This window comes from Pseudomonas sp. HP_08 (assembly GCF_055284095.1).
The window spans coordinates 237171-258877 of sequence record NZ_JBTOQC010000012.1; the positions used below are offsets into that span (position 1 = coordinate 237171).

A 21707-nucleotide genomic window follows, 5' to 3' on the forward strand; every position below is an offset into this window, starting at 1 on the left:
ACATGTTTATAAACGTATCGGCTGAAAACATTGGCGTTGCAACGCCTTGGGAGCGCGCGGACCTGGCTGCACTGGAAGCCATTTCGCACTACCCGGTCGCTCTCATCGGCGATGTCTTGCAACGCATGGGCATGATGGCGTCGGTGGTTCGCCATGTCGCAGGCAAGGCGTCGTTCTTCGGCACCATCCTTCCGATCCTGACCCGTGAGGGTGACAACCTGGCGATCCACCGCGCACTGGACGATGCCCGGCCGGGTGATGTGCTGGTGATCAACGCCAACGGCGAAACCAACCGGGCCGTCTTTGGTGATTTGCTCGGCGAGGTCTGTCTGGCCAAAGAGGTTGCGGCCGTGGTCATCGACGGCGCCGTGCGCGATGTCGAAGAGCTGGACGTCATGGGCTTGCCCACCTACGCACGGGCGGTCAATCCGGCAGGACCCTCCAAGTCCGGACCCGGTCAGGTCGGAACACCGGTGGCGTGCGCCCATGTGGTGTGCAACCCGGGTGACGCGATTCTGGGCGATCGCGACGGTATCATCGTCATCAACCGCCATGCAGTGCCTTCGTTGCTGGAAAAACTCAAGGTGCAGGACGGTTTCGAGAACAGCTTCAGGGAAAAGGTGCGGGCGAGCATTCAGGGTTCATCATACTGATCCGCGCTCCGTACGAGCCTTGCACCACGCGCCGGTGATAATCATTGGGCGTGGTGCTCACCAGCTTTTTAAAGTCGCGCAAGAAATGCGACTGATCGGTAAAGCCCAAGTCCAGCGCCAGCTCGGAAAACGACACTTCAGCCCCCGCGCCAATGCGGTTCAACGCCGCCTGGCAGCGGATGATCCGGCAAAAGGTCTTGGGCGTCATGCCGGTGTCCTGGCGAAACAGGCGTTGCAATGTGCGGCCGGTGTAGCCGCTCAAGGCTTCCAGCCGACAGATACGAACATCGCCGCGGTGCGCCAGCACCTGGCGGATGATCATGGCCGTGACTTCAGAGGTGTCTGGCGCCAGCCCCGGTGCGGCAAAGCGATTGAACAACGCCATTTGCTCGCCGAACAGCACAGTGCCTGCCATGCGCTCGATCATTGATTGCGCCCCCGGCAACAGCTCTTGCAGGTCGACTTGCTGTTCGGCCAGATCCTCAACCATGCCCTTGACGAAACCCGGTATCACACCGGGCCGGAAACGCACGCCGAAGTAACGGTGGCGGTGCAGCAAATCCACGCGCTGGGCCTGCAGTGGCGTACCACAGACCTTGGCGCCGGGGCGGCTGGCGTCACAGTCGAAGAGGATATCGACGCAGCCATCGGGCACCGCGAAGGTCTGATCCGCCGGCGTCTCGATGTCCAGCGCATAGAAGTGCGAAATCGCCGGATGCGCGGTGTTGATCACCCGATAGCGCGATGAATTGAGCACAAACCAAGGCTGCTCGCAGGCATCGCCAGGGAGAAAAGCGCCAGCGGGCAGGGCATGTCCGATTTTTACAATACGCTCCGGATTGCTCTTCATAAACTCGATATCACCTTGTCCAGACAGCGTTAAGCGTGGCAGGCCTCAAGCGGTGTAACGCCAGCCGCCAACTATGTCTCAGTGCGTCGAGATAAACATGACCAACAACGCCAAGATCGACTTTATCTACTTGTCTGAGCAGGACATGATCCGCGCCGGGGTGACCGACATGCCTTCGTGCGTCGACACCATGGAGGAGATGTTCGGCCTGCTGTACCACGGCGATTACCGCATGGCGGGTCCCAATAACGACTCGCATGGCGCCATGGTGATCTTTCCGGAAAACTCGCCGTTTCCGAACATGCCCAAGCCCACGGCTGACCGGCGCATGATGGCGATGCCAGCCTATCTGGGCGGCAATTTCTGCACCGCTGGCGTCAAGTGGTACGGCTCCAACATCGCCAACCGCGACAAGGGCCTGCCGCGCTCGATTCTGATGTTCACCCTTAATGACCCGGACACCGGCGCGCCGCTGGCGCATATGTCGGCCAACCTGTTGTCGGCCTACCGCACCGGTGCGATTCCGGGGGTTGGCGCCCGGCATCTGGCGCGCAAGGATTCCAGAGTGATCGGTTTATTGGGTCCTGGCGTGATGGGCAAGACTTCAGTCGCCGCCTTCATGGCGGTGTGCCCGCAGATCGACACAATCAAGATCAAGGGCCGTGGCCAGCGCAGCCTGGACGATTTCCTGACCTGGGTGCGCGTGACATTCCCGCAAATCGTCAATGTTCAGGTGGTCGACACCCTTGAAGAGGTGGTGCGCGGCTCGGACCTGGTGACCTATTGCAGCTCCGGCGAAGTCGGCGACCCGACGGCCTATCCGCAGGTCAAGCGTGAGTGGGTCAAGCCCGGTGCCTTCCTGGCCATGCCGGCCGCTTGCAACATCGACGCCGGCATGGAGCAGGCCGATGTGCGCAAGGTGGTCGATAACACCGGCCTTTACGAGGCCTGGTTTCACGAATTGCCCAAGCCTGCGCACCACTGCGTGCCGGTGATCGGCGTGCGTTTCATGGACATGATCGCCGAGGGCTTGCTGCAGCCGGAGCAGGTCGAGGACATCGGCAAGATCATCGCCGGTGACGCACCGGGGCGCCTGAACGATGAAGAAATCATCCTGATGTCGGTGGGCGGCATGCCGGTCGAGGATGTGGCGTGGGGCACGGTGGTGTACCGCAACGCCATCGAACGCGGCATCGGCGTGAAGCTGAACCTCTGGGAAACCCCGGTCCTCAGCTGACTGAATCTCTTTAAAGGAAGTGAACATGACTCAAATCACCAAACTCAAGACCGGCTCGACATTCGAAGAGCAGGCCAGCTACTCGCGCCTGGTCGCGGTCGACAACTGGATCTTCGTGTCCAACACCGCAGGTCGCAACCCGCAGACCAAAGAGATTCCCGAGGACCTGACCGAGCAGACCCACCAGGTGTTCGCCAACATCGAAGCGGCCCTGGCGGCGGTGGATGCCAGCCTTGCGGACGTGGTGTGTTCGCGGGTGTTTATCCAGAACCCGGCCGATGTGCCGCACGTAATGAACATCATCGGCGAGAAGTTTCGCGGCATTGACCCGGCCAGTACCGTGACCTGCCCACCGCTGGGCTCGACCGTCTACAAGGTCGAACTGGAAGTGACCGCCTACCGCGGCGCTTCGCAAGCCAAAGTGATGCAGATCACCTTGGCATAGGCACACGAATAATTATTGGATTCACCGCATTCGTAGGAGTGAGCGTCAAGCTCGCGAAGAGGCCGGCACATTCAAACTATGTTGTGGCTGATGATCAGCATTCGCGAGCTGACGCTCACGCCTACGAGTCCATACCATTCGCTTTCAGAGTGACCCATGGCCCCCATCATCGCCCCCGTCCACACCTCGCAGACGCTTCCACCCTCGACCACGGTCGTGATCATCGGCGGCGGAATCATCGGTCTTACGGCGGCCCTGACCCTGGCCGAGCGCAATATTCCGGTGGTCGTGCTGGAAAAGGGCCGGATTGCCGGCGAGCAGTCGTCGCGCAATCTGGGCTGGATCCGCAAGACCAGCCGCCATGCCGGGGATATTCCCCTGGCTCAGGCCGCCGACCGCCTGTGGGCGCAGATGCCCGAACGGGTGGGTAGCGATGTCGGTTATCGCCAGGCCGGCATCATGTTTGTGGCGCGCAACGAAACGCAGATGACTATGCATGAGCAGTGGCTCAAGGGCGTGGAGCACCTGGCGCTGGATTCGCACTTGCTCGGCAAACAGGCCATTGCCCGGCATGTGCCCGGTGGACAGGGCGACTGGCTGGGCGGCATTTACACGCCTTCGGACGGTCGGGCCGAGCCGACCCTGGCGGCCAGCGCCATCGCCAATGCGGCCATCGCCAAGGGCGCGGTGATCATCGAACACTGCGCGGTGCGTACCTTGCAGACCTCCGGCGGGCGCGTCAGCGGCGTGGTCACCGAGCAAGGCGAGATTCGTTGCGAGCAGGTATTGCTGGCTGGCGGGCTGTGGTCACGCCGGTTTCTCGGCAATCTGGGCGTCAACTTGCCCACCTTGCCATTGACCTGTTCGGTGCTGCGCACAAAACCCATGGCCGGTCCGACAGACATCGCCGTCGGCGCGCCGGACTTTTCGTTTCGCAAGCACATCGACGGCGGCTACATCATTACCCAGCGCGGCGCGCTGGATGCGTTCCTGACCCTGGACCACTTTCTGCTCGGGCCGCAGTACCTGCCGCAACTGAAGGCGCAGCGCGACTTTTTGCGCATCTCGCTGGGCAAGTATTTCTTCAATGACCTGACCCTGGCGCGGCGCTGGAAGGCGGGCAGCGTTTCGCCGTTCGAGCGCGTACGGGCTCAGGATCCGGCCGCCAATGCCGGGCTTAACGAGGAAGCGCTGCGTAACCTGCGCGCGGCCTGGCCGGTGTTTCAAAACGCGCAGATCGAGCAGGCGTGGGCGGGGACCATCGATGTCACGCCGGATTCAAACCCGGTAATCGGCCCGGTCGCGAAAATTCCCGGCCTTACCCTGGCCACCGGTTTTTCCGGCCACGGTTTTGGCACATCGCCGGCGGCGGGGCAACTGGCGGCCGATCTGCTGTCGGGGCAGGCGCCGATCATCGATCCGGCGCCTTACAGCTTCGAGCGGTTTGTCAGGTAGCCGGCACGATATCGACCGCTTCCATGATCGGCGCTTCGATATACGGACTGCCTGGCGTCAGGATGACCTTGCGGCAATCTTCCTGACGCTTGTCGAAGATCTTGTAGCCTTCGGCCGCCTGTTCCAGCGACAGTCGGTGCGTAATGATGGCTTCAGGCGACAACCGGCCGGTTTCGATATGCCCGAGCAGTTCCGGCAGATAACGCTGCACATGGGTCTGGCCCATGCGAAAGCTCAGGCCCTTGTCGAAGGCATCGCCAAACAAGAAGCCGTGAATGAAGCCTGCATAAACCCCCGGCACGCTGACTACACCGCCGCGCCTGACGGCGGCAATGCACTGGCGCAGCGCCTTGCCGCTGCTGCCTTCGAGCTTGAGGGTCGCCAGAATGGTTTCCGTGGTGCTGCCCTTGGCCTCGAAACCGACCGCGTCGACCACGCCATCGACACCGCGCATGCCCGGTGTTTGCTGGATGATGGTGTCGGCCGGATCGTCGTCGTCATCGAAATTGATCGGAATCACACCGTAGGTTTTCTGCGCGTAGGCCAGCCGGTACTCATGATGATCGACCATGAAGATGCGCTCGGCACCGAGCATCCGCGCCACGGCTGCGCACAGCAGGCCGACGGGCCCCGCGCCGTAAATGGCAATGCTTGAGCCGGCACCGATTTCAGTGTTTTTCACCGCTTGGAAGGCGGTCGGCAGAATATCGGACAGAAAAAGCACCTTCTCATCCGACAGCGTGCCCGGCACCTTGAAAGGGCCGGTGTTGGCTTTCGGCACTCGCACATATTCGGCTTGCCCGCCGGGAACACCGCCATACAGATGGCTGTAACCGAACAACGCCGCACCTGACGGAATCGACTTTTTATTGAGAATCGCACCGCGCCCGGTGTTGGTGGTTTCGCACGCCGCAAACTGATCGAGCTGGCAGAAGAAGCAACTGCCGCAAGCAATTACAAACGGAATGACCACCCGGTCGCCGGGGCTGACCGCCGTGACGCCGGTGCCGGTCTCTTCGACGATGCCCATGAACTCATGGCCAAAGATATCGCCATGCTCGACCGACGGAATCTTGCCGCGATAAAGGTGCAGGTCCGAGCCACAAATGGCCGTGGCAGTAACGCGCAGAATGATGTCGTCGGGCTGCTCCAGCACAGGATCCGGAACCGTATCGACTTTTACGTTATGCGCGCCATGGTAGGTGAGTGCTCTCATATCGGTTATCAGCCTGTTGGTGGGGTGATAAGCAACTGAGGCAGGGCTGGCGGGCTTAGTTCAACGCAATCTACCGATGGTATGGCCGCTGTCAAAGCCGGCCGAAGTCATCCTTTTCCCGTTCTTTTTCGATCATGGCGTCAAGGTATTCCTCCTGTTGCTTCACCCAGTCCGAGAAACGCGCAAACTCGCTGGCGCTCAGGTGTTGCGGGGTCATGTTCGTGTATGTCGAGTCGAACGCTTCGGAAAGCAAAAAGCACTTTAGCCATTCGTTGTAATAGCTGCGAACGGCTTTGGCATTTCTCAGCACCACGATGTTTTCACGGCTGTAATTAGCGTTGTCCGAGTAGTTATAGGAGCCTGTTACCACTTCCTTCGGGATGGGCTCACCCTCTTTGATGTCACAGCAGACGATAAATTTGTGATGAAGCAGAGGGTTCTTGTTGGTGACGGTGCCTGGCGTTGTTCCACCAAATAACCTCAGGAAGTCATTGTTGACAGCATTGTGATCAACCAGATCAGGACTGAATAAAAGCGTCGCCGCAAACGCAGACTCTGATACCGGAAATGGCAGTGCATTTGCCGCTTTGACGATGTTGATACCGGACCGGCTCAGACAGGTTTTGGCTTTTTTTTCCATGATGATGCAGCTGCCACTGGGCCGACTGGCGAGTGCCTGTAACAGACCGACATTCGACAACCAGGCCACGCAGCCTACGACGGCGTCGTATTGCTCGATCTTCTTGAGCAGGATGGCCTCGATATTGCTGAAGTAGACGTCTACCTCTGGAGACTCGAAGTTATCTTCCTGAAAAAGCACGTTGAAACCTTGAACCATCGTTCTGCTTCCTTGATTAATTCTGTGCCCTGGCCAGCATCGACATGATCACCTCGAAAAGCTCGTGCCTGGCCTGCTCGGGCAGCACTTCTGCTGATGCCGCCGCATTCGACAGCGCATCGGCAGCGCCCATCATGGCGCGCAAGTGCGCATTTGAAAGCTGCGCGCCGCCGAGAAACGGCGCCAGCACGGCGCGGCATTTGTCCATGAACAGCACTTCATACTCATGTTTGACCCGGGCCAGTTCCGGCGAGCTGCTGAGTGCTGCAATGACGCCCGGAATCTCGCGGCCCTGGTGCAGCACGCAATCGACATAGGCGTCGGCGATCACCCGGGCCTTGGCCTCGGCGCTGGCTTCGCTGTTGTGCAAGGCCTCGTCGAGCAGTGCTGTCTGGCGTTCATCGAAATCCTGGTACAGGCGCGACAACAGCGCCGGCCGGTCAGGAAAGTGATCGTAGACCACCGGTTTGGTGACGCCGGCCTGCTCGGCGAGGTGCCCCAGCGTCAGCGCTTCAGTGCCTTGCTGGCGCACGATTTGCCACGCCACGCTGAGCAACTGGGCAAGGCGATTTTCTCGGGTCATTCTCTGGCGCGGCTGTGATGGGGCGGATGAAGGTGGGCTTGACACGGTTATATACCAAAAGTAAGTTATCGAAACCTACCAAAAGTATATTGCGCGCTGCATTCACCCGCAACCCATCACAGAGACCAGACCATGCATACCCTGATCGTTGTCGCTCACCATAATCCCCAGTCACTGACCCACAGCCTGGCGGCGCAGATCGCTGAAGGCCTGAGCGAGGCCAACCCGTCGCACAGCCATGAGCTGTACGATCTGGCCGCATCAGGATTCGACCCGCGGTTTTCGGACGCCGACAGTGCAGTGCATCGCTACAAGGCTCGCCCGCCTGCGGATGTTGCTGTCGAGCAAGCGCGCATCGACCGCAGCGATGCGCTGGTGCTGGTGTACCCGGTCTATTGGTGGTCGATGCCGGGTTTGCTCAAGGGCTGGATCGACCGGGTGTTTTCCAACGGCTGGGCCTTCGATTTCAGCATCGATGGCGATTTCACCAAAAAACTGGGGCATCTGGAGGTGCATCTGGTAGGCGTGGCCGGCGCCGACGCGGGTTCTTTCGAGCGCCACGGCTACGACGCGGCGATGAAAGTGCAGATCGATCACGGCATTTTCGATTACTGCGGCGCGCGGGTGATCACCTCGCAACTCATCCATGAGTCGGAAACACTGGATCCACAGGTGCACCTGCAGGCCGCGCGCGCGATCGGCAAAGGCCTTTTCAGATGATGGCGTCGGCAAATTCCAGCATCAGTTGCGCCAATGCCTGAGGTGTCTGCAATGGCATCAAGTGCCCGGCGCCGGGTATGACCTTGACCTCACCGTTGGCAAAGTGCGCCAGCGTAGTACGTGCCTGCTCGTCAGGGCCGGGCACTTGCCGGTCATCGGCGCCGCACACCACCAGGGCCGGGTACGGCAGCGGGCCGATGCGATCGCTCCAGTCTTCGCGGCTGCCGTGGTCGACCCAGGCGCGCCAGGCGTCGAGGTTGACCTGCCGGGCATCGGCAATGGCGATTTCACGCAACGGTTCTGGCAAGCGATGCGCGCTGGACTCGTCGACAAACTGTTCGGCCTGCTCGCGTGAGCGGTCGTAGCCACGTTGCTGGTCACGGTCGTCTTCGCTCATCGGCTGCGGGCCGGGCGGCGAGGGCGCAACCAGGATCAGGCCGGCGAGATACTCGGGACGGCGTGCCGCCAGCACCACGGCCACCTTGCCGGTCATCGAGTGGCCGACCAGGATGCAGCGCTCAAGCCCGAGCTCGCTAATGGTCTTGTCGACCTGATCGGCCATTGCTTCGACGCTGTAACCGCTGATGTGCGCCGCATCGCCAAAGCCCGGTGTATTGAGGGCCACGCAGCGGTGCTCACGGTCCAGAAACGGCGTGGCCGCCGACCAGGTGCGGTGAGAGCCACCGAGAAAATGCATCAGGATGAAAACCGGCGAACCGTGGCCTTGCTGACTGTTGGGGAGCATGCGCGACACCTGAAGAGGATTTTGCTATGGAGCAAAACCCAGGCACCGAGTTTCATCCAGATTGCTCCGAGAAACCCTTTCCTTCAGGTGGGGGTAGGAAAGGAGCGCGGCGTAGCCGCATGGGCTGTACATAAATACAGCTTGATGGCACTATCCATCGATGAGCAAGCGCGCCTATAAATTCAGGTTTTATCCCACTTCAGAGCAGAGGCTGCTACTGGAGAAAACCTTTGGCTGTGTACGCTACGTCTACAATTACATCCTGGATTTTCGCTCCAAAGCTTACGCCGAAGACAAGACGAACATTGGCTTTACTGGCGCTAATGCGGCGTTGACCCAATTGAAGAAAGATCCAGAGAGGGCATGGCTCAACGAGGTCTCCAGCGTTCCTCTGCAGCAGGTGCTTCGCCACCAGCAAAAAGCTTTCATCAATTTCTTCGAAAAGCGTTGCGGATACCCTTCATTCAAAAAGAAACACCATCGTCAGTCCGCTGAGTTCACGCGCAGCGCCTTCAAATATGTCGACGGCAAGCTTTTTATTGCGAAAAGCAAGGTGCCCCTTGATATTCGCTGGAGCCGAGGCGTTCCGGGTGAGCCTTCCACCGTCACGGTTTCAAAAGACGGGTCTGGTCGTTATTTCGTGTCTTTACTGTGCGACTTTGAGCCTGAAAAACTCACGGTTTCGCCAAACATGATCGGCATTGATCTGGGGATCACGGATCTGTTTACGCGATGCGACGGACAGAAAGAGCCCAATCCAAAGCACACGGCCAAATACGCCGCCAGGCTGGCGCTGCTACAGCGTCGACTGGCCAAAAAGAAGCTCGGATCAGCCAATCGCCTGAAAGCCAAGCGAAAGGTGGCCAGGCTGCACGCAAAAATTTCAGATGCCCGCCAGGACAACCTTCATCAGGTGTCGCGCAGATTGATCAACGAAAACCAAGTGATCTGCGTCGAGTCTTTGAAAGTCAAAAACATGATCAGGAATCGCACGCTGTCCAAGGCCATTGCTGACGCCGCCTGGGGTGAGTTCGCCCGACAGCTGGAGTACAAGGGTGACTGGGCGGGCCGGCAGATCGTGAGGATTGATCAGTGGTACCCGAGCAGCAAAACCTGTTCAGGTTGTGGTCACGTATTGGCCAAATTGTCACTCTCGACTCGAATCTGGGCATGCCCATCGTGCAACGCCGAGCATGACCGCGACACCAATGCTGCAAAGAATATCAAATCCGTGGGACTCACAGTTTTAGCCTGTGGAGAGCGTGTAAGACCGATGGCTCAAGTAGCCTGAGGCTGTGCTCTGTGAAGCAGGAACCCCCTTGCTTTTCGCCTGTGGCGACGATCGAAGATCGAGGTGGGGGAGGACGTCAATTTTCCGATCAGCAATATGCCTATGTGCCATCTGTCGTCAAACGCGATGGATGCGTTGAACAAGTGTAAATCGCTCACAGTCACTCTCAGAACGGCGCGACACAGCGCTGCCCTGATGCCTCTGGAGATACCGTGATGAGCGACTTGCCTGTAACACGTCTTGCGATCAGCCCGCTGCGCTTTGAACCTTCGTTCGAGCAAGTGCCTGACGATGAAGCCCAGACCAGCCAGGAATTGGCTGAAACGCTGCGCTCGATCATGGAAACCACCTTCAAGGACAACGGCCACGCCGACCGCAGCGTGCACGCCAAGGCACACGGGCTGCTGCACGGTCACCTGACGGTGCTCGACAATCTGCCTGCCGAACTGGCTCAGGGCGCGTTTGCCACCCCGGCGCGCTTGCCGGTGGTGATGCGTTTTTCCACCAACCCCGGCGACATTCTTGATGACAAGGTGTCGACCCCGCGTGGTCTGGCGATCAAGCTGGTCGGCGTCGAGGGCCCACGGCTGCCGGGCAGCGAAGGCCAGGTGACGCAGGACTTTGTGATGCAGAACGCCAAGGCCTTTACGGCAGCAACGCCCAAGGACTTTCTCAAGACGCTGAAGCTGCTGGCCAAAACCACCGACAAGGTGCCGGGCATGAAGAAGGCCTTTTCGGCGTTGTTGCGTGGCATCGAGTCGACCATCGAGTCGATGGGCGGCGAAAGCGGCACATTGAAAAGCCTCGGCGGCCACCCGACCACGCACATTCTGGGCGAGACCTTCCACAGCGTTGTGCCGTTTCTGTACGGCGATTATTACGCCAAGCTGGCGTTGGTGCCGGTGTCTCCAGGCCTGCAATCGCTGACCGATCAGCCGGTGAATCTCGACGACAATCCGAATGGGCTGCGCACCGCCGTCAATGACTGGTTCGCCCAATACGGCGGTGTCTGGGAGTTGCGCATTCAACTGGCCACCGACCTTGAGAAAATGCCGATTGAGGACGCCTCGAAGGTCTGGCCCGAAGACCTCAGCCCCTTCGTCACCGTCGCGCGGCTTGAAGTGCAGCCGCAGGATTCCTGGAGCCCTGAAAACGTCAAGGCCATCGACGACGGCATGGCGTTCAGTCCCTGGCATGGCTTGCAGGCTCACCGGCCATTGGGTGGTGTAATGCGGGTGCGCAAGCAGGCCTATGAAATGTCTTCAGGCTTTCGGGCGCAGCACAACGGTTGCCCCATGCACGAGCCACGCTGATGCACTTACTCCATTCCACCGCCCGGTTCAAACCTTACCGCTCGGCTGCGGGCGGCTGGGGTTCGGCCCGTTCGGTCATGACCATTCTGTGGCGAGAGCAGGCGCTAGGTAAGGCGCCTGTGGCGCTATTCAAACAGAACAAGCCCAAGGGTTTTGCCTGCGTCAGTTGTGCGTGGGCCAAACCGGGTAACCCGCACGCACTGGAGTTTTGTGAGAACGGCGCCAAGGCGACCGCCTGGGAGCTGACTTCGCTTAGAACCGGGCCGGACTTTTTCGCCGCCCATACGTTAAGCGAACTGCGTGGCTGGAGCGACTATGCCCTGGAGCAGCACGGCCGGCTGACGCATCCGCTGCGCTACGAGGCGGTTTCCGATCGCTATGTGCCAACGACCTGGGAGCAGGCCTACCGCGAAATCGGTGCCAGCCTGCGCACGCTGGCGCCGGATGAAGTGGTGTTCTACGCCTCCGGCCGCGCCTCGCTCGAAGCGTCGTTCATGTACCAGTTGTTTGCCCGCGCCTACGGCACCAACAACCTGCCCGACAGCTCGAACATGTGCCACGAAAGCACCTCGGTCGGCTTGCAGGAAAGCATTGGCGTACCGGTCGGCACGGTGACGCTGGACGACTTCGAACATACCGACTGCATTTTCTTCTTCGGCCAGAACGTGGGCAGCAACAGTCCGCGCATGCTGCACCCGTTGCAGGAAGCGCGAAAACGCCACGTGCCGATCATCACCTTCAATCCCTTGCGCGAACGCGGCCTGGAGCGCTTCGTCAATCCGCAGTCGCCGGTCGAGATGCTCGGGCCTGAATCGACGGTGATCAGTACCCAATATCACCAGGTGGCGATTGGCGGTGACATTGCAGCGCTGACCGGCATGGTCAAGGCCGTGCTGGAACTGGATCGACTGGCACGCGCCGAGCAGCGCCAGCCGGTGCTGGATGATGCTTTCATCGCGCAACACACCGAAGGGTTCGAGGCGTTTATTGCGCAAGTCGAACGCCAGCCCTGGAGCACGCTGGAGCATCGTTCCGGCCTGAGCCGTAGCGCCATGGAAGCGGCGGCGACGGTGTATGCACGCAGCGAGCGGGTGATGCTGATCTACGGCATGGGCATGACCCAGCATCGGCATGGCGTCGAGAATGTGCAGATGCTGGTCAACTTTCTGCTGCTGCGCGGCAATATCGGCAAGCAGGGCGCCGGCATTTGCCCGGTGCGCGGGCATTCCAATGTGCAGGGCCAGCGCACGGTGGGCATCACCGAAGACCCGGCCAAGGTGCCGAAGGACAAGATCGAGGCGCTGTTCAAATTCAGCGTGCCGCAGCGTATGGGGCTGGCCACGGTCGGCACGTGCGAGGGCATTGTCGACGGCAGCGTGAAGGGGTTTATCGGGTTGGGCGGCAATTTCCTGCGCGCCATTCCTGACACCAACCGCATGGAGCCGGCCTGGTCGCAATTGCAGCTTAATGTGCAGGTGGCGACCAAGCTCAACCGCAGCCACCTGTTGCCCGGTGCGCAAATGTGGTTGTTGCCGTGCCTGGGACATATCGAAAAGGATCGGCAAGACGGCCATGAACAGGTTTACAGCACCGAGGATAGCACCGGTTTCATTCGCGCCTGGCAAGGCACCAGCGAACCGGCCGGTGAGCAATTAAGGTCGGAAGTGGCGATCATCGCCGGCCTGGCGCACGCCACGCTCGATGGCAGCGCGCAGATTCCCTGGGCGCAATGGCGCACGGATTACGCGCAGATTCGCACCGCGATCGCTCAGGTTTACCCGCAGATATTTCATGACATGGAAACACGGATGTGGGAGCCCGGCGGCTTTCATCGGCCCTTGCCGGCGCGCCAGCGGGAATGGAAAACCGAGTCCGGCAAGGCGCAGTTCATTACCCCTGAAACGCTCAACGAAGATGACGATGTGTTCAGCGGTCGCACAGGACGGGACGTCATCCAGTTGATGACGCTGCGCAGCAACGACCAGTTCAACACCACCATCTATGGCTACGACGACAGGTTTCGTGGGGTCAAGGGAACGCGCAGCGTGGTGTTCCTCAACCGCAATGACATTGTGCGGCTGGGCTTTGCGCCGGGCGACTGGATCATGCTGCGCACCGCTGTCGAGCCTGAGGTACGGCGTGAAGTCGGGCCGATGCAAATCATCGCCTATGACATTCCCGAAGGTTGCGCCGCGGCTTATTACCCGGAGTGCAATCCGCTGGTGCCGCTCTGGCATTACGCCCAGCGCAGCAAGGTGCCGGCCGCCAAATCGGTGCCGATCACCTTGCACGCCTCCAACCTGCGAATTCATGAGCGGGAGGTGCCGGACAAGGATCTGGTTATTTAGTCGGAGGAGGCCGAGGCATCGGCCTTTTCGCGGCGAAACTGCATGATTTCCGGCAGCCTGTCTTCAATCCAGTCGACCATAGCCTCGACTTTGCTGGCCGCTTCATTGCCCATGGGCGTGAGGCTGTATTCCACATGCGGTGGCACCACCGGGCGCGACACGCGCTGCACCAGGCCATCGCCTTCAAGCCCTTGCAACGTCTGGGCGAGCATTTTCTCGCTGATGCCGCCGATCTTGCGCCGCAGGTCACTGAAACGGTGAGTGCCGCCCAGCAGTACCACCAGCACCAGCACACCCCATCGGCTGGTCATGTGCTTGAGCACATCGCGTGAAGGACAGTGTGTATCCAGCACCTCGCCGCGCCGGACTTTGACTGAAAACGGTGTATCGATCTGTTCATTGATGGTCATGGCACTTACCTTTTTGTGCGTACTTACCCATCGTAAGTGTGCGGCGTAGGATCAGGTTTCCTTTCATCCAAATCAAGGTGCTTTCATGATTGCTGTCACAGGTGCTACGGGTCAGTTGGGCCGTCTGGTAATCGACGCGCTGCTCAAAACCGAACAGCCAGGCGATGTCATCGCGCTGGTGCGTGACCCACAGAAAGCGCAAGACCTGGCGGCCAAGGGCGTACACGTACGTCAGGCCGACTACAGCCAGCCGCAGACCCTCGACACCGCGCTGGCTGGCGTCAGCAAACTGCTGCTGATTTCTTCCAGCGAAGTCGGTCAGCGTTCGGCGCAACACCGTGCGGTCATCCAGGCGGCCAAAGCCGCAGGCGTGCAGTTGCTGGCTTATACCAGCCTGCTGCACGCTGACACCTCGCCGCTGGGCCTGGCACTTGAACACCGCGACACCGAACAGGCACTGGCCAATTCCGGCGTCAGCCATGTGGTGCTGCGCAACGGCTGGTACAACGAAAACTACACCGCAGGCGTGCCTTCGGCGCTTGAGCATGGCGCGATTCTGGGCAGTGCCGGCCAGGGTCGTATTTCGTCGGCCTCGCGTGCCGACTTTGCCGAGGCCGCGGCGGCGGTGTTGACCCAGCCAGGGCATGCCGGCAAGGTCTACGAGCTGGCGGGCGACGAGAGTTATTCATTGCAGGAACTGGCCGCGCTGGTCGCGGCTCAATCGGGCAAGCCCGTTGTGTATAACGACCTGACGGAAGATCAGTACAGGGCCGCCTTGATCAGCGTCGGCCTGCCTGAAGGCTTCGCGGCGTTGCTGGCCGACTCCGATGCCGGTGCCGCCAAGGGTGCTCTGTTTGAAGAATCCCGCCAGTTGAGCCAGCTTATTGGCCGTGCAACGACACCTATTGCGGTTTCTGTTGCCGAAGCACTCAAGCACTGAGGTTCATTCTTCAAAGGGAATCAATGCAATGAAGGCCATCAAGATTCGTCTGCCTGCGCAACTGGACACGCTTGAAGTCGTGGACCTGCCAGATCCGGGGCAACCGGGACCTGGGCAGATTCGCGTGCGCTTGCATGCCAGTGCCTTGAATTTTCATGACTACGCCGTGGTGACCGGCAAGATGCCAACCGCTGACGGGCGCATTCCCATGGCCGACGGGGCAGGGGTCGTCGAGGCGGTCGGTGAGCAGGTCACGGCGTTCAAGGTCGGCGATCATGTGGTCTCGTGCTTTTTCCCGCACTGGCATGACGGCGCGCCGGCCATCGCCGATTTCAGCACCACGCCGGGCGATGGTGTCGACGGGTATGCGCAAGAGGTCGTCGTCAAACCCGGCCACTGGTTCACCCATGCGCCCAAAGGCTTCACTCATCAGGAGGCCGCGACACTGACCACCGCCGGCTTGACGGCCTGGCGGGCGCTGGTGGTCAACGGTGCGATCAAGCCTGGCGATTCGGTGCTGGTGCTGGGGACGGGCGGGGTGTCGATCTTTGCGCTGCAACTGGCCAAGGCTATCGGCGCCACGGTGATTGCCACCTCATCGTCGGAGCAGAAGCTTGAAAAGCTGCGAGCGCTGGGGGCCGACCATGTCATCAACTACCGCACCCAACCGCAATGGGGCCAGCAAGTGCTGGACCTGACCGGCGGGCGCGGCGTGGATCACGTGGTCGAGGTCGGTGGCCCGGGCACTCTGGCGCAGTCGATCACGGCATGCCGGATTGGCGGGCACATCGCCCTGATCGGCATCCTGACCGGCATCGCCGGTGATGTGCCGACGGTTGCGCTCATGGCTAAGCAGCAACGTTTGCAGGGCTTGATCGTCGGCAGCCGCCAGCATCAGCTGGAGTTTGTGCGGGCCCTCGACACCTTGGGCATCAAGCCGGTGATCGACAGCGTGTTTGCGCTGGATGACATCGCCAAAGCGTTCGCCCACGAAGCGTCGGGCGCGCACTTTGGCAAGATCGTCCTGAGTCTCTGATCAGGCCAGGCTGTCGATTTCGGCCACGGCCGCTTCGATGGCGGCGTTGCGCGGTTGCTCGCCCAGCGCCAGGCCTTCAGCGCGAACGAAGGTCACATCGGTGATGCCGATAAAGCCGAAAAAGCCGCGCAGGTAGGTTTCCTGATGGTCAAGAAATGCGGCCGGGCTGCCTTCGCTGTACAGCCCGCCGCGCGTCGAGGCGATAATCACCCGCTTGCCGCCCGCCAGCCCTTCGGCGCCTTCTGCGGTGTAGCGAAAGGTCTTGCCCGGCACGGCAAGACGGTCGACCCAGGCCTTGAGCTGCGACGGCAGCGAGAAGTTGTACATCGGCGCACCGATGACAATCACTTCAGCGGCCAGAAAATCCTCCAGCACCTGAGCATTGCGCGCGACTTGCTGGCGAATGCTTTCGTCCTGGGGTTCAACACCCTGAAATGCCAGAAACTCGGCGGCAGACAGATGGCCCACCGGTTGCTCGGCCAGGTCGTAACGCACAACCGATTGTCCTGGCGTGGTTTCACGCAGTCGTTCAACGATCGCAGCGGTGAGCTGGCGGCTGATCGATTGGTCGTTGAGGATGCTGGCGTCGATATGCAGAAGTGTCATGGTTAAAGTCCGTGGTATAGAATTGTGACTGGGGCTAATAATGTAACTAGCCAATACTTGGCCGACAATACGGCACAAAAAGAGAACCCGGTATCATGAATGTGACCATTCCCCTGGATAACCTGCACGGCTCCGACTGCCAGAGAATCAGCCAGGTGCTGGCCCGAGTGGGCGAAAAGTGGAGCATCCTGATCATCATGTTGCTGGCTAGCAGGCCGCATCGTTTCAGCGAAATCAAACGCACCATCAATGGCATCTCGCAGCGCATGCTGACGCTGTGCCTGCGCGGGCTTGAGCGTGACGGCCTGATCAAACGCACGGTGTATGCCGTCATGCCGCCGCATGTCGAATATGAACTGACGGCGCTCGGGCTGTCGCTGACCGAACCGGTGATTGCGCTGGGCAACTGGGCCGGCCAGCACATTGCCGATATCGATGCGGCGCGCGCAGCCTACGATGCGCAGCAGCAAAACCCGGATGATCTGCCACCGCGATCCACTGCGGATTAATTGCTTGGTCAGACGCGCAGCAGGGCGCCGATTCGCTGAATCTCCGCTTCACCCTGCGCCAGGGCGGCCTGGCTGGTGTGTACCGAGTAGTGCCCGGTCACCAGGTCATGCGGGTGCTTGACCGCCGAGCCCAGCACGAAAGAAGTCGCGCCGTGCGCGACAAAATCGATGGCCTGCCCGGACTCCTCGAAGGCCGCCAGTTCGCCGGCTTCAATCGGGCCGTCAGCGTCCAGACTTCCTGCGTTGACCGCGACCCAGGCCACGCGGTGACCGGCCGGTGGCGTGTAGCGCCAGTGCTCGCCGTCTTGCAGGTTCACTGCCAGGTAATTGATGCCCTCCGGTGCCGGAATAACGCTGCTTGCGGCGCCGTAATGACCGAGCAGTACGCGCGCCGGGCCTTCCTGCACGATGTGCGCAGGGTCGAGGTAAACGCTCTGCGCGGGCGCGTTTTCCAGGGCTGCCGGCAAGGCCAGCCACAACTGGAAACCCAGCATCGAAGCCTCGCCGTTCAGCGCCGCGTCGTGCCAGACGCCATTGCCGGCGCGCATCCACTCCACGCCGCCGGCGGGTAATACGCCCGAGACACCGGTTGAGTCTTCATAAGCAACATCACCTTCGATCATGTACGTCACCGTCGCGATGCCTGAGTGCGGGTGCATGCCGAAGCGGGTCTTACCGCCCTGGGCTTCAAGGCTGAAAATGTCCAGAAACACGAACGGCTTTAACACCTGGCCCAGATCGCCAGGGCTCATCAGGCGGGTAATGGGGCCGTGAACACGGCCTTTGGTTTGCCGGACAATGCGCCGAGGCGCCAGGGTAGGTTGTTTAGCGGCAGCGTTAGCAGTCATGAACGTGTGCTCCTAATGTGCAATGAACACAGCATAAGCGTCTACTCATTGAGTTATTAGATGGCACAATTGGAATGAACTCATCCAGTTAATAAGGTAATGGTCTTCGTATGCTTGATCTCAACAACGTTGCCTTGTTTGTTCATGTGGTGCGCCATGGCAGCTTTGCCGAAGCGGCACGGCAACTGGGCATGCCCGCCAATACCCTGAGCCGACGGGTCCAGCAGCTTGAGGATCAGGTGGGTACCCGGCTGTTGCAGCGCTCGACGCGCAAACTCACCCTGACCCAGGCAGGCCAGGAATTTCATGACCGCTGCTCGGGAGCGGTTGAAGGCCTGATCGATGCCGGCCAGCAGTTGATGAGCGGCAGTCAGGAACCGAGCGGCACCGTGCGCATTGCGGTGATGGCCGATTTCTTCGACTTTTTTCCGATGCAGTGGGTGGCCGGCTTTCTCGATGAATATCCCAAGGTGCGGCTTGATTTTGTGCTCAGCGACGCACGCAGCGACCTGATCGCCGAACGCATCGACATTGCACTGCGTGGCGGTATCTTGCAGGACTCCGGCTATGTCGGGCGTCAGGTGCTCAGTCCCGGCAAGGACCAGTTGGTGGCCAGCCCCGCTTACCTCGAAAAGCACGGTGCGCCGAGCACGCTGCAAGAGCTGGTCAATCACGATTGCGTGAGTTTTTCCTGTCCGGGCGGCCTTTCGACCTGGCGTCTGAAAGGACCGGATGATGTCGAGGAAGAGGTGCAGGTCAGCAGCCGTTTCGCCGGCAACACCGCGCAGGCATTGCGCAAGGCTTGCGTGGCCGGGCTGGGGATTACCTTGCTGCCAGGCACACTGACCGGCCAGGACCTGAAAACCGGCCGATTGGTGCCGGTGCTGCCCGACTACCACCGCACCGGCCACGGCCTGCACGTGCTGTACCCCAGCCGCCAGCACTTGCCGCTGGCGGTGTCGGCCGTTATTGAACTGCTGATGAGCAAGTTGGCGCGCTGAGCTACGCCAGACCATCCAGTTCAGCCAGCACACTCTGATCAAGCGGCAACCCGGCCGCCGAGATATTTTCGTGCAAGTGCGCCACCGACGAAGTGCCGGGGATAAGCAGAATGTTCGGCGCACGCTTCAACAACCAGGCCAGCGCAACGCGCAAGGGTGATGCGCCGACGCGCTTGGCTACATCCGAAAGAATGTCCGATTGCAGCGGCGAAAAGCCGCCCAGCGGGAAGAACGGCACATAGGCGATGCCTTGTTCGCCGAGGGTGGCGATCAGTTGCTCATCGTTGCGGTGGGTCAGGTTGTAATGGTTCTGCACGCAAACGACAGGGGCGATGCCTTGGGCTTGCTGCACTTGGGCGGCGGTGACATTGCTCACGCCCAAATGGCGGATCAAGCCCTGTTGTTGCAGCTCGGCGAGGGCGGTAAACGAGGCTTCGATAGAGCCTTCGGTGGGCGATTGTTGATCGCCCCAGGCCCGGAAGTTGACCACATCGAGCACGTCCAGCCCCAGATTCTTCAGGTTGTCATGCACCGCCCGGGTCAGTTCTTCAGGGCTTTGCGCCGGCAGCCAGGCGCCTGCGGCATCGCGCAGCGCCCCGACCTTGGTGACGATGACCAGGTCCGACGCATAAGGGTGCAATGCTTCGCGAATCAGTCGGTTGGTAACGTGCGGGCCATAAAAGTCCGAGGTATCGATATGGTTGACGCCGGCTGCCAGCGCTTCGCGCAGCACGGCGATGGCGGCCTTGTGGTCCCTGGGCGGGCCGAACACATGCGGGCCGGCCAGTTGCATGGCGCCGTAGCCCATGCGATTGACGTGTTGATCACCAAGTCGATACGTTCCTGCTGCGCTTGCGTTGCTCATGTCAGTGCACCTGTGCTGTGGGAGCGCTCACTATAGGCATTGACCGCTGCGACGATAATCGGGTGCAATCGGCACGGGCTGTACGGGTGGGCGGACAATGCTGAACAATATTCAAGATCTTCTGGCACTGATCGCGGTGGTCAAGGCGGGCGGCTTTCGTGAAGGTGCGCGCATCAGCGGCAAGTCATCGTCGAGCCTCAGCGATGCGGTCAGGCGCCTGGAAAGCGAGCTGGGTGTGCGCCTGCTCAATCGCACCACGCGCAGTGTGGTGCTGACTGAAGCCGGCGCCCGCTTGATGGAGCGCATCGTGCCGGCGCTGGCCGAGGTCGAATCGTCACTGGATGTGGTCAATGACTACCGTGATCGTCCCTCTGGCAGCCTCAAGCTGAACGTACCTTCCAGCGCGGCAAAACTGGTGCTGCCCTCGATCATTACCCCGTTTCTCAAGGCCTATCCCGATATCCGCATGGAGGTGATCGTCGAAGAAAACTTCGTCGATGTGCTCAAGGACGGCTGCGATGCCGGCATCCGTTATGACGAGCGCCTTGAGCAAGACATGATCGCCATTGCGATTGGCCCGCGTATTCAGCGCATGGCCACTGCGGCTTCGCCGGAGTACCTCAAGGCCCGAGGCCGCCCGCAGTATCCTGCCGATCTGCTTGAGCACGATTGCCTGCGCGGACGTTTTCCCAGCGGGGTGATGCCGGTCTGGGAATATGAGCGCGAGGGCGAAACAGTGTGCGTGGACCCCAAAGGCCCACTAGTCGTCAGGTTCGGAGGCGGGTTTGACCTGGCAATCGAAGCGGCGCTGGCCGGGCTGGGCATCATCAATCTGTTTGAAGACTGGCTGAAACCCTACCTGGACAGCGGCGCACTGGTGCCGGTGCTTGAGCCGTGGTGGCAGGAATTTCCGGGACCCTACCTGTATTACCCCGGCCGGCGCTATCTGCCGTCACCGCTGCGGGCATTAGTGGACTTCATCAAGCAAACCAACGCCCGCATCCCGTAAGACCGAGGCTCAAACTCATTTAAAAAACACCGCTTGTAGGAGCGCGCTTGGCCCGCGACCGAGCGCGAAGCGTTCGCAGAAGTGCATCGCGAATGCCGGCTTCAATCCGCCTCGCGCCAGATCAGCTTGCTGGTGTCGTAACCCTGCTTACGTGCGGTGTCGAGCAACTGTTCGCGCACTTCGTCGGTGATCACCGCCGAGCGAGACAACAGCCACAGGTATTCGCGGTTCGGATGGCCGACCAGTGCAACGCGGTAATCCTGGTCGTGGTACAGCACCCAGTATTCGCCCTTGGTCAGGCCCGGCAGCAAACGGCTGAACCAGTTGTCGAACTGCACCCAGAGTTTGTCGGTCTTACCGGCCACTTGCGGCTCGGCGATGCCTTGCACTTCGTTGACCTTGCCGTCTTTTTCGCGGCACGAGTTGATGACATCGATGCGCCCGTCCTCACGCAGCGCATATTTGGCCTGGGACTGCACGCAGTTGCGCTGGAAAAACATCGGCAAACGCGCCAGCTCGTACCAGGTGCCCTGATAGCGTTGCAGGTCCACTTGCACAGTGGCAGGCGAGTTCTTGTCGTCGCTGCTGGAACCTGCGCAGCCGACCAGCGTCAGCATCAGGCATGAGAGCAGCATGGTGGTGCGCATTTTCATGGAAAACCTCTTGAGCAATGGCGGCCGGAAATACTCGTCTGTCTTTCGATACAAGGTTGAGCAAAAAGTTGTACCGGTTTGTCATCCCATACTGAAAAAACTATACAAAGATTTTTATTTGTACAATATTTCCCTG

23 protein-coding genes are annotated in these 21707 nt (G+C 60.4%); 13 read left to right on the forward strand and 10 right to left on the reverse strand.

What is annotated here, in order from left to right:
* The first annotated feature begins 2 nt into the window (after positions 1-2).
* Positions 3-653 carry an RraA family protein gene (locus ACYAS9_RS12635; RefSeq protein WP_463568631.1) on the forward strand — a complete coding sequence of 217 codons (651 nt, stop codon included), beginning with the start codon at positions 3-5 and terminating at the stop codon, positions 651-653.
* Here the strand turns inward: ACYAS9_RS12635 and ACYAS9_RS12640 are convergent.
* A complete protein-coding gene (locus tag ACYAS9_RS12640; RefSeq protein WP_463568632.1) occupies positions 610-1503 on the reverse strand; it encodes an AraC family transcriptional regulator in 894 nt (297 codons plus the stop codon). The genes ACYAS9_RS12635 and ACYAS9_RS12640 overlap by 44 nt on opposite strands.
* 97 nt (positions 1504-1600) lie before the next feature.
* Here ACYAS9_RS12640 and ACYAS9_RS12645 point away from each other — a divergent pair, with 97 nt between their 5' ends.
* The 3 genes from ACYAS9_RS12645 (at position 1601) to ACYAS9_RS12655 (ending at position 4640) form a co-directional block, all read left to right on the forward strand.
* A complete protein-coding gene (locus ACYAS9_RS12645; RefSeq protein WP_463568633.1) occupies positions 1601-2740 on the forward strand; it encodes a tyramine oxidase subunit B in 1140 nt (379 codons plus the stop codon).
* 25 nt (positions 2741-2765) lie between these two features.
* The gene (locus tag ACYAS9_RS12650) at positions 2766-3185 is read left to right on the forward strand and encodes a RidA family protein (protein WP_463568634.1); all 420 of its coding nucleotides are present in this window, start codon (positions 2766-2768) and stop codon (positions 3183-3185) included.
* Positions 3186-3341: 156 nt separating this feature from the next.
* Positions 3342-4640, forward strand: a complete 1299-nt coding sequence (locus tag ACYAS9_RS12655) for an NAD(P)/FAD-dependent oxidoreductase (protein ID WP_463568635.1) — start codon at positions 3342-3344, stop codon at positions 4638-4640.
* On the opposite strand, the gene ACYAS9_RS12660 is transcribed toward ACYAS9_RS12655, so the two are convergent.
* From ACYAS9_RS12660 to ACYAS9_RS12670, 3 genes are all read right to left on the reverse strand, one after another.
* Positions 4633-5856: a zinc-dependent alcohol dehydrogenase gene (locus ACYAS9_RS12660; RefSeq protein ID WP_463568636.1), complete on the reverse strand. Its 1224-nt coding sequence runs from the start codon at positions 5854-5856 to the stop codon at positions 4633-4635. The genes ACYAS9_RS12655 and ACYAS9_RS12660 overlap by 8 nt on opposite strands.
* Positions 5857-5947: 91 nt before the next feature.
* Entirely contained in the window at positions 5948-6694 is a 747-nt protein-coding gene (locus ACYAS9_RS12665) for a phospholipase D-like domain-containing protein (protein ID WP_463568637.1), read from the reverse strand.
* Positions 6695-6710: 16 nt separating this feature from the next.
* Positions 6711-7277: a TetR/AcrR family transcriptional regulator gene (locus tag ACYAS9_RS12670; protein WP_463568638.1), complete on the reverse strand. Its 567-nt coding sequence runs from the start codon at positions 7275-7277 to the stop codon at positions 6711-6713.
* A gap of 132 nt (positions 7278-7409) precedes the next feature.
* Here ACYAS9_RS12670 and ACYAS9_RS12675 point away from each other — a divergent pair, with 132 nt between their 5' ends.
* Positions 7410-7997: an NAD(P)H-dependent oxidoreductase gene (locus tag ACYAS9_RS12675; protein WP_463568639.1), complete on the forward strand. Its 588-nt coding sequence runs from the start codon at positions 7410-7412 to the stop codon at positions 7995-7997.
* On the opposite strand, the gene ACYAS9_RS12680 is transcribed toward ACYAS9_RS12675, so the two are convergent.
* Positions 7990-8742 carry an alpha/beta fold hydrolase gene (locus ACYAS9_RS12680; RefSeq protein WP_463568640.1) on the reverse strand — a complete coding sequence of 251 codons (753 nt, stop codon included), beginning with the start codon at positions 8740-8742 and terminating at the stop codon, positions 7990-7992. The two genes, ACYAS9_RS12675 and ACYAS9_RS12680, sit on opposite strands and share 8 nt — an antisense overlap.
* A 160-nt stretch (positions 8743-8902) precedes the next feature.
* Between ACYAS9_RS12680 and ACYAS9_RS12685 the strand changes: the two genes are divergently transcribed.
* From ACYAS9_RS12685 to ACYAS9_RS12695, 3 genes are all read left to right on the forward strand, one after another.
* Positions 8903-10033 (forward strand): RNA-guided endonuclease InsQ/TnpB family protein, encoded by a 1131-nt coding sequence (locus tag ACYAS9_RS12685; protein ID WP_463568641.1) that lies wholly within the window; start codon positions 8903-8905, stop codon positions 10031-10033.
* A 215-nt stretch (positions 10034-10248) separates the two neighbouring features.
* Positions 10249-11346, forward strand: a complete 1098-nt coding sequence (locus ACYAS9_RS12690; RefSeq protein WP_463568642.1) for a catalase family protein — start codon at positions 10249-10251, stop codon at positions 11344-11346.
* Positions 11346-13694 (forward strand): FdhF/YdeP family oxidoreductase, encoded by a 2349-nt coding sequence (locus tag ACYAS9_RS12695; RefSeq protein ID WP_463568643.1) that lies wholly within the window; start codon positions 11346-11348, stop codon positions 13692-13694. Before ACYAS9_RS12690 ends, ACYAS9_RS12695 begins: the two co-directional genes overlap by 1 nt.
* Here ACYAS9_RS12695 and ACYAS9_RS12700 read toward each other — a convergent pair.
* Positions 13691-14104 (reverse strand): winged helix-turn-helix transcriptional regulator, encoded by a 414-nt coding sequence (locus tag ACYAS9_RS12700; RefSeq protein ID WP_463568644.1) that lies wholly within the window; start codon positions 14102-14104, stop codon positions 13691-13693. The two genes, ACYAS9_RS12695 and ACYAS9_RS12700, sit on opposite strands and share 4 nt — an antisense overlap.
* 85 nt (positions 14105-14189) lie before the next feature.
* Here ACYAS9_RS12700 and ACYAS9_RS12705 point away from each other — a divergent pair, with 85 nt between their 5' ends.
* Both ACYAS9_RS12705 and ACYAS9_RS12710 read left to right on the forward strand, forming a co-directional pair.
* Positions 14190-15044 (forward strand): SDR family oxidoreductase, encoded by an 855-nt coding sequence (locus ACYAS9_RS12705; RefSeq protein ID WP_463568645.1) that lies wholly within the window; start codon positions 14190-14192, stop codon positions 15042-15044.
* A 28-nt stretch (positions 15045-15072) separates the two neighbouring features.
* Positions 15073-16080, forward strand: a complete 1008-nt coding sequence (locus ACYAS9_RS12710) for a zinc-dependent alcohol dehydrogenase family protein (RefSeq protein WP_463568646.1) — start codon at positions 15073-15075, stop codon at positions 16078-16080.
* Here the strand turns inward: ACYAS9_RS12710 and ACYAS9_RS12715 are convergent, their stop codons facing one another.
* Positions 16081-16686 carry an FMN-dependent NADH-azoreductase gene (locus ACYAS9_RS12715; RefSeq protein WP_463568647.1) on the reverse strand — a complete coding sequence of 202 codons (606 nt, stop codon included), beginning with the start codon at positions 16684-16686 and terminating at the stop codon, positions 16081-16083.
* A gap of 95 nt (positions 16687-16781) precedes the next feature.
* Between ACYAS9_RS12715 and ACYAS9_RS12720 the strand changes: the two genes are divergently transcribed.
* A complete protein-coding gene (locus ACYAS9_RS12720) occupies positions 16782-17195 on the forward strand; it encodes a winged helix-turn-helix transcriptional regulator (protein WP_463568648.1) in 414 nt (137 codons plus the stop codon).
* A gap of 8 nt (positions 17196-17203) precedes the next feature.
* On the opposite strand, the gene ACYAS9_RS12725 is transcribed toward ACYAS9_RS12720, so the two are convergent.
* Positions 17204-18043: a pirin family protein gene (locus ACYAS9_RS12725; RefSeq protein WP_463568649.1), complete on the reverse strand. Its 840-nt coding sequence runs from the start codon at positions 18041-18043 to the stop codon at positions 17204-17206.
* Positions 18044-18153: 110 nt separating this feature from the next.
* On the opposite strand from ACYAS9_RS12725, the gene ACYAS9_RS12730 reads away from it, so the two are divergent.
* A complete protein-coding gene (locus tag ACYAS9_RS12730) occupies positions 18154-19044 on the forward strand; it encodes a LysR family transcriptional regulator (protein WP_463568650.1) in 891 nt (296 codons plus the stop codon).
* Position 19045: 1 nt separating this feature from the next.
* Here ACYAS9_RS12730 and ACYAS9_RS12735 read toward each other — a convergent pair whose 3' ends face one another.
* Positions 19046-19909 (reverse strand): aldo/keto reductase family oxidoreductase, encoded by an 864-nt coding sequence (locus ACYAS9_RS12735; RefSeq protein WP_463568651.1) that lies wholly within the window; start codon positions 19907-19909, stop codon positions 19046-19048.
* 97 nt (positions 19910-20006) lie between these two features.
* Between ACYAS9_RS12735 and ACYAS9_RS12740 the strand changes: the two genes are divergently transcribed.
* Positions 20007-20918 (forward strand): LysR family transcriptional regulator, encoded by a 912-nt coding sequence (locus tag ACYAS9_RS12740; RefSeq protein ID WP_463568652.1) that lies wholly within the window; start codon positions 20007-20009, stop codon positions 20916-20918.
* A 101-nt stretch (positions 20919-21019) separates the two neighbouring features.
* Here ACYAS9_RS12740 and ACYAS9_RS12745 read toward each other — a convergent pair whose 3' ends face one another.
* Positions 21020-21571, reverse strand: a complete 552-nt coding sequence (locus tag ACYAS9_RS12745; protein ID WP_463568653.1) for a lipocalin family protein — start codon at positions 21569-21571, stop codon at positions 21020-21022.
* Positions 21572-21707 lie beyond the last annotated feature (136 nt).

Coding starts and splice junctions, on each gene's coding strand:
- ACYAS9_RS12640 (WP_463568632.1), bottom strand. CDS start 1,503: ATGAAGAGCAATCCGGAGCGTATTGTAAAAATCGGACATGCCCTGCCC.
- ACYAS9_RS12635 (WP_463568631.1), top strand. CDS start 3: ATGTTTATAAACGTATCGGCTGAAAACATTGGCGTTGCAACGCCTTGG.
- ACYAS9_RS12740 (WP_463568652.1), top strand. CDS start 20,007: ATGCTGAACAATATTCAAGATCTTCTGGCACTGATCGCGGTGGTCAAG.
- ACYAS9_RS12695 (WP_463568643.1), top strand. CDS start 11,346: ATGCACTTACTCCATTCCACCGCCCGGTTCAAACCTTACCGCTCGGCT.
- ACYAS9_RS12700 (WP_463568644.1), bottom strand. CDS start 14,104: ATGACCATCAATGAACAGATCGATACACCGTTTTCAGTCAAAGTCCGG.
- ACYAS9_RS12650 (WP_463568634.1), top strand. CDS start 2,766: ATGACTCAAATCACCAAACTCAAGACCGGCTCGACATTCGAAGAGCAG.
- ACYAS9_RS12665 (WP_463568637.1), bottom strand. CDS start 6,694: ATGGTTCAAGGTTTCAACGTGCTTTTTCAGGAAGATAACTTCGAGTCT.
- ACYAS9_RS12655 (WP_463568635.1), top strand. CDS start 3,342: ATGGCCCCCATCATCGCCCCCGTCCACACCTCGCAGACGCTTCCACCC.
- ACYAS9_RS12710 (WP_463568646.1), top strand. CDS start 15,073: ATGAAGGCCATCAAGATTCGTCTGCCTGCGCAACTGGACACGCTTGAA.
- ACYAS9_RS12730 (WP_463568650.1), top strand. CDS start 18,154: ATGCTTGATCTCAACAACGTTGCCTTGTTTGTTCATGTGGTGCGCCAT.
- ACYAS9_RS12705 (WP_463568645.1), top strand. CDS start 14,190: ATGATTGCTGTCACAGGTGCTACGGGTCAGTTGGGCCGTCTGGTAATC.
- ACYAS9_RS12675 (WP_463568639.1), top strand. CDS start 7,410: ATGCATACCCTGATCGTTGTCGCTCACCATAATCCCCAGTCACTGACC.
- ACYAS9_RS12720 (WP_463568648.1), top strand. CDS start 16,782: ATGAATGTGACCATTCCCCTGGATAACCTGCACGGCTCCGACTGCCAG.
- ACYAS9_RS12725 (WP_463568649.1), bottom strand. CDS start 18,043: ATGACTGCTAACGCTGCCGCTAAACAACCTACCCTGGCGCCTCGGCGC.
- ACYAS9_RS12735 (WP_463568651.1), bottom strand. CDS start 19,909: ATGAGCAACGCAAGCGCAGCAGGAACGTATCGACTTGGTGATCAACAC.
- ACYAS9_RS12715 (WP_463568647.1), bottom strand. CDS start 16,686: ATGACACTTCTGCATATCGACGCCAGCATCCTCAACGACCAATCGATC.
- ACYAS9_RS12670 (WP_463568638.1), bottom strand. CDS start 7,277: ATGACCCGAGAAAATCGCCTTGCCCAGTTGCTCAGCGTGGCGTGGCAA.
- ACYAS9_RS12680 (WP_463568640.1), bottom strand. CDS start 8,742: ATGCTCCCCAACAGTCAGCAAGGCCACGGTTCGCCGGTTTTCATCCTG.
- ACYAS9_RS12660 (WP_463568636.1), bottom strand. CDS start 5,856: ATGAGAGCACTCACCTACCATGGCGCGCATAACGTAAAAGTCGATACG.
- ACYAS9_RS12745 (WP_463568653.1), bottom strand. CDS start 21,571: ATGAAAATGCGCACCACCATGCTGCTCTCATGCCTGATGCTGACGCTG.
- ACYAS9_RS12685 (WP_463568641.1), top strand. CDS start 8,903: ATGAGCAAGCGCGCCTATAAATTCAGGTTTTATCCCACTTCAGAGCAG.
- ACYAS9_RS12690 (WP_463568642.1), top strand. CDS start 10,249: ATGAGCGACTTGCCTGTAACACGTCTTGCGATCAGCCCGCTGCGCTTT.
- ACYAS9_RS12645 (WP_463568633.1), top strand. CDS start 1,601: ATGACCAACAACGCCAAGATCGACTTTATCTACTTGTCTGAGCAGGAC.